This window comes from Longispora albida DSM 44784 (genome assembly GCF_000379825.1).
Taxonomy (GTDB): domain Bacteria; phylum Actinomycetota; class Actinomycetes; order Mycobacteriales; family Micromonosporaceae; genus Longispora; species Longispora albida.
The window spans coordinates 334,814-347,424 of the sequence record NZ_KB903837.1 but is presented as its reverse complement, the minus strand read 5'-3'; the positions used below and the strand labels follow the sequence as shown (position 1 = coordinate 347,424).

General features: G+C 70.8%; 8 protein-coding genes and 1 pseudogene. 5 read left to right on the top strand and 4 right to left on the bottom strand.

The features are described 5' to 3' along the window. Positions 1-52: 52 nt before the first annotated feature. Positions 53-736, bottom strand: a pseudogene (locus A3G1_RS37480) (ABC transporter ATP-binding protein); the annotation flags it as partial. Between the two features lie 129 nt (positions 737-865). On the opposite strand from A3G1_RS37480, the gene A3G1_RS0129780 reads away from it, so the two are divergent. Continuing rightward, complete coding sequence (locus A3G1_RS0129780; protein WP_157641488.1) at positions 866-2,806, top strand: helix-turn-helix domain-containing protein; 1,941 nt, start codon at positions 866-868, stop codon at positions 2,804-2,806. 371 nt (positions 2,807-3,177) lie between these two features. On the opposite strand, the gene A3G1_RS37475 is transcribed toward A3G1_RS0129780, so the two are convergent. Beyond that, positions 3,178-3,585 carry a DUF6463 family protein gene (locus tag A3G1_RS37475; RefSeq protein ID WP_018353166.1) on the bottom strand — a complete coding sequence of 136 codons (408 nt, stop codon included), beginning with the start codon at positions 3,583-3,585 and terminating at the stop codon, positions 3,178-3,180. A 68-nt stretch (positions 3,586-3,653) separates the two neighbouring features. Here A3G1_RS37475 and A3G1_RS0129765 point away from each other — a divergent pair, with 68 nt between their 5' ends. After that, the gene (locus A3G1_RS0129765) at positions 3,654-4,211 is read left to right on the top strand and encodes a TetR/AcrR family transcriptional regulator (protein WP_018353165.1); all 558 of its coding nucleotides are present in this window, start codon (positions 3,654-3,656) and stop codon (positions 4,209-4,211) included. Between the two features lie 261 nt (positions 4,212-4,472). On the opposite strand, the gene A3G1_RS0129755 is transcribed toward A3G1_RS0129765, so the two are convergent. After that, positions 4,473-4,658 carry a hypothetical protein gene (locus tag A3G1_RS0129755; protein WP_018353163.1) on the bottom strand — a complete coding sequence of 62 codons (186 nt, stop codon included), beginning with the start codon at positions 4,656-4,658 and terminating at the stop codon, positions 4,473-4,475. Positions 4,659-4,758: 100 nt separating this feature from the next. Here A3G1_RS0129755 and A3G1_RS39185 point away from each other — a divergent pair, with 100 nt between their 5' ends. After that, positions 4,759-7,296, top strand: coding sequence for an ATP-binding protein (locus A3G1_RS39185; protein WP_026212663.1), 2,538 nt, complete (start codon positions 4,759-4,761; stop codon positions 7,294-7,296). Positions 7,297-7,342: 46 nt separating this feature from the next. Further along, positions 7,343-7,930: a hypothetical protein gene (locus A3G1_RS0129745; protein ID WP_040480129.1), complete on the top strand. Its 588-nt coding sequence runs from the start codon at positions 7,343-7,345 to the stop codon at positions 7,928-7,930. 157 nt (positions 7,931-8,087) lie between these two features. On the opposite strand, the gene metH is transcribed toward A3G1_RS0129745, so the two are convergent. Next, the gene (metH, locus tag A3G1_RS0129740; RefSeq protein ID WP_026212662.1) at positions 8,088-11,585 is read right to left on the bottom strand and encodes a methionine synthase; all 3,498 of its coding nucleotides are present in this window, start codon (positions 11,583-11,585) and stop codon (positions 8,088-8,090) included. Between the two features lie 75 nt (positions 11,586-11,660). Here metH and A3G1_RS0129735 point away from each other — a divergent pair, with 75 nt between their 5' ends. Next, positions 11,661-12,518 (top strand): PAC2 family protein, encoded by an 858-nt coding sequence (locus tag A3G1_RS0129735; RefSeq protein ID WP_018353160.1) that lies wholly within the window; start codon positions 11,661-11,663, stop codon positions 12,516-12,518. The last annotated feature ends 93 nt before the right edge of the window (positions 12,519-12,611 follow it).

Below are 12,611 nucleotides of genomic sequence, written 5' to 3'. Positions count from 1 at the left end.
CCTCTCCGGTCACGGCCTGGTGGGCCGTCGTGTAGTGGCGGAGGAAGAGTTCTTCGATCGTGGCGCCGGCACCTGCGGTGGAGCGCAGGGCCGCGAGCGTTCCGGACTCGGCGGTCCGCCCGGCCCGTACGATGCTCACCCGGTCACACAACGCCTCGACCTCGGCGAGAATGTGGCTGGACAGCAGGACGGTCCGGCCGTTGTCGCGTTCGGCGGCGACACACCGCTGGAAGATGGCCTCCATCACGGGGTCCAGCCCGGAGGTCGGCTCGTCGAGGATCAGCAGGTCGGCCCGCGAGGCGAACGCCGAGACCAGTGCGACCTTCTGCCGGTTGCCCTTCGAGTAGGCCCGGGCCTTCTTCCTCGGGTCCAGTTCGAACAGGCCGAGCAGTTCGGAGCGGCGCCGCGGGTCGTCGCCGCCGCGCAGCCTGGCCAGCAGGTCGAGGGCCTCGCCGCCGGTGAGATTCGGCCAGAGAGCCACATCGCCCGGCACGTACGCGATCCGCCTGTGCAGCGCCGGGCCGTCGCGCCACGGGTCGCCGCCGAACAGGCTGACCTGCCCGCCGTCGGCCCGGATCAGGCCGAGCAGGGTACGGATGGTGGTGGACTTGCCCGCGCCGTTCGGGCCGAGCAGCCCGTGCACCTCGCCGGCCCGGACAGTGAGGTCGAGCCCGTCCAGTGCCCGGGTCCGGCCGAACTTCTTGGTCAGACCGGTGATCCCGATGACCGTTTCCATGATTGCCATCTCCTGCTGGAGTGAGTGGTTCCCGCTACACACCAGACGCTATGGCTGAGCCGGTACCCCGGGGTATCGGACATGTTCCTGGTGATCTTGGCGGGGAGCGCGTCCGATACGTTGTCCGGCGTGACCGACACGACCACGATCTCCGCGCTGATCGAGCAGGCCGCACAGGGCGTGAGCAGCGCCGTGGTGGTACGCGGACCGGCAGCCGGCTGGCAGGCACCGCCCGGAACCCTGGTGCTGCGGATGACGGCGGTCGCCGAGGAGTCCGACCTGCCGTACGCGGGCCTGCACATGCTCCTGCACACCCACCTGCCCGCGATCGCCGCGCTCCCCGAGCCGCAGGCCGGCGCGCTGCGCGGGGCGCTCGGCCAGGCCAGGCCGGCCGGCTCGCCCGACGAGCGGTTCCTGATCGGACTCGGGCTGTTGTCGCTGCTGTCGGACCTGGCGGCTGGTCAGCCGCTGTTGTGCGTCGTGCAGGACGCCCAATGGCTCGACCCGCTGTCGGCTTCGGCTCTGCTGTTCGCGGCCCGCCGGCTGCACGCCGAGGGTGTGGTGCTGGTCTTCTTCGCCGACGGCACGTTCGCCGCGCCCGGCATTCCGGAGGCTGGTACGCGCGCGCCGCGAATGGCCGACGACCGGATACCCGAGCTGCCCGGCGAAGCAGGTGACCCGGCGACACTGGCGGCCCGGGCGCGGCTCAGCTTCGAGCGCGGGCACCCGCAGGCGGCCGGTGACCTGCTGATCGAGGCCGCCACGGTCGCGCTGCCGGAGCAGGCGGCCCAGTACCTGATCCGGGCAGTGCGCATCGGCTACGCGGCCGCCACGCCGGTGCCCCGTGTCATGGAGCTGATCGCTGCGTCCGCGCTGCCCGGCGAGCATCCACTCCGGCGGCTGCTGGCGCTGGCCGAGCGGATCGGCGGGTACCTGACCGGCCAGGCCCCCGCCGATCCCCTGCCCTCCTACCAGGACATTCAGGCCGCCCTCCGGCTGCACCCGATCGGGCTGGCCGAGCAGCTCGACGTCGCGTACCTCGTGAACCTGCTCTACGACTACACCGAAGCGGCCAGCAACGCAGCCGACCTGGTCGCGGCCTGCCGGCGTGACGGCTGCGCCGGGCTGCTCCCCGAGGCTCTGCTCCTCAGCGCCCAGGGCCTGATGGCCGCCGCCAGGCCCCGCGCGGCCCACACGGCCGTCCGCGAGGCGCTCCGGCTGGCCGAGGCGACGGACGTGCGGCACGTGACGGGCAAGCTCCGCGGTACCGGAGCCTGGGCCGCAGCGATGATCGGCGACGAGACCGGCTGCCACGAACTGGCGGCGGCCACCCTCACCGAACAGCCCACCGGAGCCGACGCAGCCCTGGCCGCCTGGGCGCTGTGCCTGCTGGACATCGGCCAGGGCCGGTACCCGCTGGCGCTGGACCGGCTCACCGAACTGGCCGCCCAGCACGGCGAACTGGCAGCCACGCACACCGCCCCCGACCTCGCCGAGGCCGCCAGCCGGGCCGGAGACCCGGGCAGGGCCGTGGCGGCCTTCACCCGGTTCACCGAGGCCACAGCGCAGCATGCCCAGCCGACCGCACTCGCGGTTGTCCGCCGCTGCCGCGCGCTGCTCGCGGCCGACGACGAGGCCGAGGAGCACTACACCGCGGCACTCGCCCACCACGCGGACGCCAGCCAGCCCTTCGAACAGGCCCGCACCCAGCTCGTGTACGGCGAATGGCTGCGCAGGCACCGCCGCAAGCGCGACGCCCGCCGGGTCCTCCGCGAAGCCCTGGCAGCCTTCGAGCGCATCGAGGCCCGGGCATGGGCCGGCCGGGCACGCGCCGAACTCCGCGCGGCGGGCGAGCCCATCGAGCGCACCGGCCCGGCCAGCCCCGCCGGCCTGCTCACCCCGCAGGAACTCCAGGTCGTCCAGCTCGCGGCCGCCGGAGCCACCAACCGGGAGATCGCAGCCCAGCTCTTCCTCAGCCCCAAGACCGTCAGCCACCACCTGTACCGGGCGTTCCCGAAACTCGGCGTCGTCAACCGCACCGAACTCGCCCGGATCTTCCTCGACATCTGATCGGCCGCCACATGCTGTCGCGCGGCTTAACCCTTGATTTTGTACCTCCGGGGCCAGGTGCCCGCCCGATCACGGCAGCACCATTGAGGACAGCACGAACCGGCGCGGCTTCGTACCATGAGACGCATGCTGGGGCGGGGGAAGCTGATCCTGACAGCCGTGGCCGGCTTCGCGATGACGGCAGCCCTCGAGTTCCCAGCACCCTGATCACCATTCTCGCAGCGCTCCGGGCTATGGCATGGACACCGCCCAGAGGCTCGGAACGGGCACGGAAGGCTGCCGCGATGCTCCGACAGGGAGCGCTGACCAGGTTGGGTGGTGCGCACTCAGCGAGTGCCGTGGCCGTGGCCACTGGAGTGTGCCGCAGTCGTTCACCTGGCGGTTTCAGCCGGGCGGCGGGGCGCATCGCGGCGGGCGGCGATGGCGAGCATGATGCCGCCGGCGACGTTGAGGATGGCGGGTGACAGTCCGGTCATGGCCAGGTCCAGCACTGACATGATCGCGACCGCCCACCCTACGAACGACGGCGGCGTCTGCCCCTTCCTGGCCACCGCCAGCACCCAGCACCCGAGCACCGCCATGACTGGGCCGAAGCTGGAGAGCGAGACCCAGTAGGCCCCGACCTCGGTACTCGGGTTGCTCAGGTGGCCGTTCGAGCCCCACAGGCCGCCGCTCAGCCAGCCGCCGATGTGGCCGCGCACCAGTACGAGGGCGATCAGGGTGTGACCGGCGCCGACGAACACCATGAAGCCACCTGCCCACATGGCCATCCTGTTCATGTCGTTCCTCCCATCTCTTATACGCATCCGTACAAGAGGACCCTACCCCCTGATGTACGGTTACGTATATGGGCGTACCCCGTACCCCGCGCGAGCGGTGGATCGACCAGGGCCTGGCCGCGCTTGCCGCCGGCGGGCCACAGGCCGTGCGGGTCGAGGCGCTCGCCAAGGCGCTCGGCGTGACCAAGGGCGGGTTCTACGGCTACTTCGCGGACCGAGAGCAGCTGCTCGAGGAGATGCTGGACCGCTGGGAACGGCGGGCAGCCGACGAGGTGATCAACCAGGTCAGGAGCGAGGGTGGCGATCCGAAGGACATGGTCCGGCGCGCCGGCCAGCTCACCCTGTCCGAGGAGCTGCTGCCGATCGACCTCGCCGTCCGCGACTGGGCTCGCCGCGACAAGGGGGTGGCCAGACGCCTGCGCCGGGTCGACAACAAGCGGATGGCCCTGGCCCGAGAGATGATCAGCACCTTCTGCGACGACCCCGACGAGATCGAGGCCCGCGCGCTGCTGGCCTTCTGCCTGGCCATCGGCCATCACTTCCTCGCCGCCACCCACCCCGGCGGCCGGCCCCGCGCGGAATTCCGGCTCCGCGCCGCCGACATCATCCTCAAACAGGACCGCTAGAACGCGCCCGGAGTGGCCGGNGGCCACCCCAGGCCGCACCTGGGATGGCCTGAACCCGCTTCTACCTGCAGGGGCCGCAGCCGCTGTACACGCAGCAGAGCCGCCAGCCCTTGCGCCCGCAGGGTTCCACCCCGCAGAGCTCCTTGGCCGCAGCGGTCACCCGCGGCACGAACACCGAGAGCAACCGGTCACCAAACTTGCCGAACATGCAACACCTCCGATGAATTACCTCAGCCACTGACACTGACCGCCTGGACTCGTTCAGCCGCCGAACCGGCCGGCGAAGCCGCGATCACGCGGCTTGTGGTCCGTCCCGGCAATGCCAGGGTCTCGCGGCTTGTGGCCGGAAGAACCGTGGCCGGCTGCGGCCGGGGTCGCACCGGCGAACAGGATCCCGCCGAGCACCATCGTCACGGCCAGCAGGCCGCCGGAAATCGTTGCCTTCATTGTCACCTCCCTGGGGCTCTCACTTCCCCAGGTACAGTGACATGGGTCGATGCGATGGCGGCCGGACTTCGGACGAACTTGGACGGGGGCAGGTTCTGCGATGACGATGCCGGATCCGATGCGCATCCGCACCACCGACGACTTCATCCTCGCGTTGCGCGAGCTCAAGGCGTGGGCAGGCAATCCGTCCATCTCGCAGCTGACCAAGCGGATCCGGGTCGCGTGGAAGCAGGCAGGCCGGCCGGAAAGCGAGCTGCCCGCCCGAGCCACCGTCGGCTACTGCTTCGCCGTGGGACGCCGCCGGCCGAACCCAGAACTGCTGGACGCCCTGGTCGCCGAGCTGGTGACCGGCACCGGAGAACTCGAGGCCTGGCGGGTGGCGCTCCGCAGGGTACTGGTGAACACGGAAGCGTCGGGCCAGGTGACGGTCTCGACGGCACTGCCCGCGCAGGCCCCCGGCTTCGTCGGCCGGCGCGGGCTGCTGACTCGCCTCCGCCAGCGGCTCCAGTCCCACCCGCCGTGCCTCGTGCTCGCAGGAATGGCGGGAGCAGGAAAGACCACCCTGGCTGTCCGGCTGGGTCATGAACTGCTCGCTGACGACCAGTACAAGAAAGTGCTGTTCGTGAATCTGCGAGGCTACGACTCCCGGTGGCCACCGGCGGACCCCGCGGCGGTACTGGAATCGTTTCTGCTCTTGCTGGGTGTGGCCGGGGAACGGATCCCGGCCGGGCTGGCAGAGCGATCCCGGCGTTACCGGGAAATGCTGGCCGGATCCGGGGCCCTGGTCATGCTCGACAACGCCTCCCACCTTGAGCAGATCCGGCCGTTGCTGCCCGGCACCCCCGGCTGCCTGGCGATAGTCACCAGCCGGAACAGCCTGGGCCGGATCGGCAGCCAGGCCACAGTGGGCACACTCACCAGCAGCGAATCTCTCGCCCTGCTCGGCGGCATCGCCGGCCCGGATCGCATCCGCGCCGACCGCCCGGCCGCCCAGCAGGTAGCCGAACGCGCTGGCCATCTGCCACTGGCCCTGTCAGTCCTCGGAGCGCACCTCCGCGACCACCCTGACTGGCCGATGGCCGACTATCCACACCGGCTGACCGCACTGACGCTGGAGGGTGGCCTGCGAGCCGCTCTGGACCTGACCGACGCGAGCCTGACACCCCAGTTGCGACAGATGCTGCGGCAGCTGGCGCTGGCCCCCGCGGCCGACATCGACGTCAACGCGACGGCGGCACTCTGCGGGCTCGTGCCAGCAGACGCACGAAGCAGACTGAACGCACTGACAGCCGCATACCTCGCCGAACAGCAGGAGACGGGCCGTTACCGGCTCCACGACCTCACCCGCGCCTACGCCGCCGAGCGAGCTGGCATCGACCAGGCGCCCAGCAACAACAGCGCGGCCGTGACGCGGCTTCTCGACCACTACCTGTCCTCGGCGGCGCAGGCGGTCTATCTGCTGTACCCGGAATGGCGCGACCGATTCCCCGCAGTCACCGCCGCGCCGGGGCCGGTGACGCCGGAGCGCGCCACCGCCTGGCTGACCGCCGAGCTGGACAACCTGATGTCCTGCATCGCCTACGCGGCCAGTCAGGGCTGGCCACGCCATGCCGTCGAGCTCACGGGGCTGCTGCTCCGCCACCTGGAGGGCACCGGCCGGCTCGAGGCTGGGCTGCGGGCGTGCAGGCAGGCCCTCCGTGCCGCCACAGACATCGATGACCAGGTCAGCCGAGGCCGGCTGCTGTCGAGAGCCGGCGTTCTCCGGTACCGGCTCGGCCAGCACGAGCGTGCCGTCAGCGAACTGCGCGAGGCCCTGACTGTCGCCATCGCATGCGGCGACCTGGACGGCCAGCGGCACACCGAAGGCAATCTGAGTCCCGTCTACTACAAACTCGGCCAGGCGGATCTCGCCCGGGACCATGCCCTGCGCGCCCTCGAACAGGCCGAACTGGCCGGGGATCAGCTCAGCGCGTTCCACGCCAGGCACAATCTCGCGCCCATTCTCCTGCGCCTGGGACAGCCGGAGGACGCGTTGCGGCTGCTACGGGTCAATCTGGGGCTGGCAGACGACGGCAGGCTACCCAGAAGCCGGGGCATGACGCTGACATCGCTCGGCTGGACGCTGAGCCGGGCCGGCCGCGAGGACGAAGCCCTCGAACAGCTGACCCTCGCCCTCACCGAGCACCGTGCCGAAGGACACCGCCCACTGGAGGCGATCACGCTGCACGAGATGGGCCGGGCGTACCGGCAGTCCGGCCGGCTCCACCAAGCACTCGGCCACCTCCAGCAGGCCATGCGGGTATACGAGCAGACCGGTTACCTGGACGGCACGGCGAGCGGATACGACGACCTGGGCCGGACCTACGCCGGCCTCCACCAGCTGGAGCGGGCACTAGAGCACCACGAGCGAGCTCTGGCCATGTTCCGGGAGTCCGGCGGGCGACTGGGCGAAATGGACGCGCTCAACGGGCTGGGTGAGGTGCTAACCGCGCTGGGCAGGTTCACAGAGGCTCAGCTCCATTTCGAGGCGGCTTTGGCACTCGGAGCGGAGCTGGGCGATGTCCGCGGGCAAGACCGGTCCCGGGCTGGCCTGGGCCGGATCAGAAGGGCGGATGCGCTCGTGGTTGATCGATCGTAGAAGGTCGATGGCAGCAGGCGGTCGGCTGGCCGGTAGGGTTGGCCAGATGGTGCAACCCCTTCCCGCCCGGGTGGCCGTGGTGTTCCCCGGCAGCCAGTTCGGCCCGTACGCCCCGACCCTGATGTACGCAGCCGACGCCGCCGACCTGCGCGGCGCGGAGATCCGCGCACACTCGTGGCCTGACCCGGACGAAGCACGACGCCTGACCCGTGACGAACGGGCCGGCTGGGTGGATCCCCAGGCCCGGCAGGTACTCGACGACCTGGCCGCCGAACATCCCGGGGTCACGCCCCTGCTGATCGGCAAGTCGCTGGGTACCTGCGCGGCCATCCAGGCCGCCCAGCGCGCACTGCCCGCGGTATGGATCACCCCGCTGCTCAGCCACCCCGAGGTGACCGGAGCACTGCGCGCGGCCACCGCTCCCTTCCTCCTGATCGGCGGGACAGCCGACTCCAGCTGGGACGGCGACCTGGCCCGCGAGCTGACCCCGCACGTACTCGAGATCGACGGCGCCGACCACGGCCTGTACGTGCCAGGCCGGCTCGCCGCCTCCACCGGGGCCATCGGGCAGATGGCCACCGCCGTGGAGGACTTCCTCGACCAGTACGTCTGGCCACTGCCACCCCAGACCTGACCAGCCCGCAAGACGAAGCGGGAGGCCCCAGCCGTCCGGGGCGGACGATGGCCGCACCGCGGCCGGCGACCTCGACGCGCTACGAGGACGCGTACTACGAGGAGGACCCCGCTGAGGTCAGCAGGGTCCTCCCGGCGTCGAAGTCACGCGGCCGACATCATTTGGCGTTGAAGTAGCTCGCCTCCGGGTGGAACGTGATCATGGCGTCGGTGGACTGCTCGGGGACGAGCTGGTACTCCTCCGACAGCTCGACACCGATCCGGTCCGCGCCGAGCAGTTCGACGAGGGTGCCGCGGTCTTCGAGGTCCGGGCAGGCCGGGTAGCCGAAGGAGTAACGGCAGCCCTGGTAGTCGACCCGGAACAGGCCTTCCACGTCGGCCGGGTCCCGGTCGGCGATCCCGACCTCGGAGCGGATCCGCCGGTGCCAGTACTCCGCGAGGGCCTCGGTGAGCTGGACGGACAGGCCGTGCACCTCGAGGTAGTCCCGGTAGGAGTTGGCCGCGAACAGCTTGTTGGCGTACTCGCTGATCGGCGTGCCCATCGTCACCAGCTGGAACGCCACGACGTCCAGCTCCCCGCTCTCCTTCGGCCGGTAGAAGTCGGCCAGGCACAGCCGCCGGTCGCGGCGCTGGCGCGGAAACGTGAAGCGCGCCCGTTCGCTGTGCGCGTTCTCGTCGAGCACCACGAGCGTGTTGCCCTCGGAGTACGCCGGGTAGTAGCCGTAGACGACCGCCGCCTCGAGGACCTGGTCGGTGCTGAGCCGGTCGAGCCAGTACCGCAGGCGCGGCCGGCCTTCCGTCTCCACCAGTTCCTCGTAGGACGGCCCCTGCCCGCCGCGTGAGCCGCGCAGGCCCCACTGGCCGAGGAAGGTGGCCCGCTCGTCGAGCAGCGCCGCGTAGTCGCCCAGCGGGATGCCCTTGACGACGCGCGAGCCGTAGAACGGCGGGGTCAGTACCTCCGAGGGCACCGCGACGTCCGAGCGGGTCGTGTCGTCCAGTGCCGGCCCGTCCTCGCGGACGATCGCCTGGTGGCGGGCCCGGCGGGCCTTGCGCTCGGCGGCCCGTTCGACCTGCTCCGGGGTGAGCACCGCCGCTCCGCCCCGGCGGGCCGTCATGACCCGGTCCATGAGGGACAGGCCCTCGAAGGCGTCGCGGGCGTAGTACACCTCTCCGCCCTCGAACATGTCCCGCAGGTCGTCCTCGACGTACGAGCGGGTCAGTGCCGCACCGCCCAGCATGACCGGCCAGCGCGAGGCCATGCCGCGCTGGAGCATCTCGGCCAGGTTCTCCTTCATGATGACCGTGCTCTTCACCAGCAGGCCGGACATGCCGATCGCGTCGGCCCCGTGCTCGGCCGCGGCGTCGAGGATCGCGTTGATCGGCTGCTTGATGCCGAGGTTCACGACCGTGTAGCCGTTGTTCGACAGGATGATGTCGACCAGGTTCTTGCCGATGTCGTGCACGTCACCCTTCACGGTCGCGAGCACGATCGTGCCCTTGTCCGTGGAGTCGGCCTTGTCCATGTGCGGTTCGAGGTGGGCGACGGCGGTCTTCATGACCTCCGCCGACTGGAGGACGAACGGCAGCTGCATCTGGCCGGAGCCGAACAGGTCTCCGACCGTCTTCATGCCCTCCAGCAGCGTGTCGTTGATGATCGACAGTGCCGGGCGGTCCTGGAGGGCCAGGTCGAGGTCGGCCTCCAGCCCGTTGCGCTCGCCGTCGACGATGCGCCGCTGGAGGCGCTCGCCGAGCGGGAGCGCCGCCAGTTCCTCGGCGCGGCTCGCGCGGGCCGAGGCCATGTCCACGCCCTCGAACAGCTCGATGAGCCTCTGGAGCGGGTCGTAGCCCTCGGCACGCCGGTCGTAGACGAGGTCGAGTGCGACCTGGCGGAGTTCGTCCGGGATCTTCGACATCGGCAGGATCTTGCTCGCGTGCACGATCGCGCTGGTCAGCCCGGCCTCCGCGCACTCGTGCAGGAACACCGAGTTAAGGACCTGCCTGGCCGCGGCGTTCAGGCCGAACGACACGTTCGACACGCCGAGCGTGAAGTTCACCCCCGGGTACAGGGCGGAGATCCGCCGGATGGCCTCGATCGTCTCGATGCCGTCCCTGCGCGTCTCCTCCTGGCCGGTGGAGACCGGGAAGGTCAGGCAGTCGACCATGATGTCCTGGAGCTTGAGGCCCCAGCGGCCGGTCAGGTCGTCGATGAGCCGGCTGGCGACCCGGACCTTCCACTCGGCCGTGCGGGCCTGCCCCTCCTCGTCGATGGTCAGCGCCACCACGGCGGCGCCGTGCTCCTTGACGATGGGCATCATCCGCGCGTACCGGCTGCCCGGCCCGTCACCGTCCTCGAAGTTGACCGAGTTGACGATGCACCGGCCGCCGAGCTGCTCCAGCCCGGCCTCGACGACCTCCGGCTCGGTGGAGTCGAGCATGATCGGCAGCGTGGAGGCGGTGGCGAACCGGCCGGCCAGCTCCCGCATGTCGGTGGCGCCGTCCCGGCCCACGTAGTCGACGCACAGGTCGAGCATGTGCGAGCCCGACCGGGTCTGCTCCCGGGCGATCTCCACGCACTTCTGCCAGTCGGCGGCGAGCATGGCCTCACGGAACGCCTTCGAGCCGTTCGCGTTGGTCCGCTCGCCGACCATCAGCACCCCGGCATCCTGCACGAAAGGTACGTGGTGGTACAGCGAGGCGACGCCGTGCTCCTCGGTGACCGTCCGGGGGCCCGGGGCCTGGTCCCGCAGCGCGTCGGCGGTCTGGCGGATGTGCTCCGGCGTGGTGCCGCAGCAGCCGCCGACCAGGCTCACGCCGTACTCGCGGACGAACCGGCCCAGCGCCTCGGCCAGCTCGGCCGGGCCCAGCGGGTACCTGGCGCCGTCGGCGGTCAGCTCTGGCAGGCCGGCGTTGGGCATCACGGACAGCGGGATGGAGGCGTGCTGCGACAGGTACCGCAGATGCTCTGTCATCTCCGCGGGCCCGGTGGCGCAGTTGAGGCCGATCAGGTCGATGCCGAGCGGTTCGAGAGCGGTGAGGGCGGCACCGATCTCGGAACCCAGCAGCATCGTGCCGGTGGTCTCGACCGTCACGTGGCAGATCAGGGCGACCTGCTTGCCGAGTGCGGTCATTGCCCGGCGCGCACCGATCAGGGCGGATTTGGCCTGGAGCAGATCCTGGCTGGTCTCGACGAGGATGCCGTCGGCACCCCCGCTGATCAGCCCTTCCGCACAGGCTTGGTACGCGTCGCGCAGGACGTGGTAGGGCGCGTGGCCCAGGGTCGGGAGCTTGGTGCCCGGCCCGACCGAGCCGAGCACGAAGCGCGGCTGGCCGGGCGTCGACCAGGCGTCGGCGGCCTCGCGGGCCAGCCGGGCGCCGGCCAGCGCCAGCTCGTGGGTTCGGTGAGGGATGTCGTACTCGCCGAGGGCCGAGTGATTGGCCCCGAACGTGTTCGTCTCGACGCAGTCTGCGCCGGCGGCGAGGTACGCCTCGTGGATGGTCCTGACAATGTCCGGGCGGGTGACGTTCAGGATCTCGTTACAGCCCTCCTGGCCCTCGAAGTCCGCCAGCGGCAGATCGTGGGCCTGGAGCATCGTCCCCATCGCACCGTCACAGACGAGTACTCGGCGGGACAAGGCGTCAAGCAGCGAAATCGTCACCCGCCCAGCCTAGTCGGCCAACTCACCCGGCACCGCTGTGACCTACCGCGCGCTCCAGCGACGTAGGCTGGCCGGGTGACCGAATTCGACGGGCTGCCCGTGCTGCGCTCCCCCATCGCCATCGCGGCTTTTGAAGGCTGGAACGACGCCGCCGACTCCGCGACAGCCGCCATCGAGCATCTCGATGCCGTGTGGGACGCCCGGCACCTGGCGACCATCGATCCTGATGACTACTACGACTTCCAGGTCACCCGGCCGGTCATCTCCCTGGTCGACGGCGAGGCCCGGCGGATCGACTGGCCGTCGACCCAGTTCCTGGTGGCCAGCCCGCCCGGGGCGGACCGGGACATCGTGCTCATCCGGGGCATCGAGCCCAACATGCGGTGGAAGGCCTTCTCGAACGAGATCCTGGAGCTGTGCCACAGCCTGGGCGTCGAGCGGATCGTACTGCTGGGCGCGCTGCTCGCCGACGTGCCGTACAGCAGGCCGCTGCCGGTGTCCGGCACCTCGGCCAACCCGGCGGAGGCCGAGCGGCTGGGCCTGGTCGGCGCCCGCTACGAGGGGCCGACCGGCATCGTCGGCGTGCTGCACGAGGCGGCGACCCGGGCCGAGCTGGACGTGGTGAGCTTCTGGGCCCACGTCCCGCACTACGCGTCGAACCCGCCGTGCCCCAAGGCCACCCTGGCCCTCCTCCACCACATCGAGGAGCTGCTGGACCTGCCCGTGCCGCTGGCCGACCTCTCCGAGGAGGCCGCTGAGTGGGAGCGGCGGATCAGCCAGCTCGCCGAGGAGGACAGCGAGCTCGGCGACTACGTCCGCCAGCTCGAGCAGCGGGAGGGCGACGCCGGACTGCGGCCGCTGTCCGGTGACGAGATCGCCAGGGAGTTCGAGAAGTACCTGCGGCGGCGCGGCGGGCCGAACGCCCAGGCGTGAGCCGTCGCCGAGCCGCCCGGCGCTCACGGTGAGCGAGGGCCGGGCGCGCGCGGACGGGAACGCACAGTAGTCGCAGGTACAGGAAATAACTTC

Excerpts from the sequence above, each read along its gene's own strand:
- A3G1_RS37475 (WP_018353166.1), bottom strand. The coding sequence starts at position 3,585 with ATGAACAGGATGGCCATGTGGGCAGGTGGCTTCATGGTGTTCGTCGGC.
- A3G1_RS0129765 (WP_018353165.1), top strand. The coding sequence starts at position 3,654 with ATGGGCGTACCCCGTACCCCGCGCGAGCGGTGGATCGACCAGGGCCTG.
- A3G1_RS0129755 (WP_018353163.1), bottom strand. The coding sequence starts at position 4,658 with ATGAAGGCAACGATTTCCGGCGGCCTGCTGGCCGTGACGATGGTGCTC.
- A3G1_RS39185 (WP_026212663.1), top strand. The coding sequence starts at position 4,759 with ATGACGATGCCGGATCCGATGCGCATCCGCACCACCGACGACTTCATC.
- A3G1_RS0129745 (WP_040480129.1), top strand. The coding sequence starts at position 7,343 with ATGGTGCAACCCCTTCCCGCCCGGGTGGCCGTGGTGTTCCCCGGCAGC.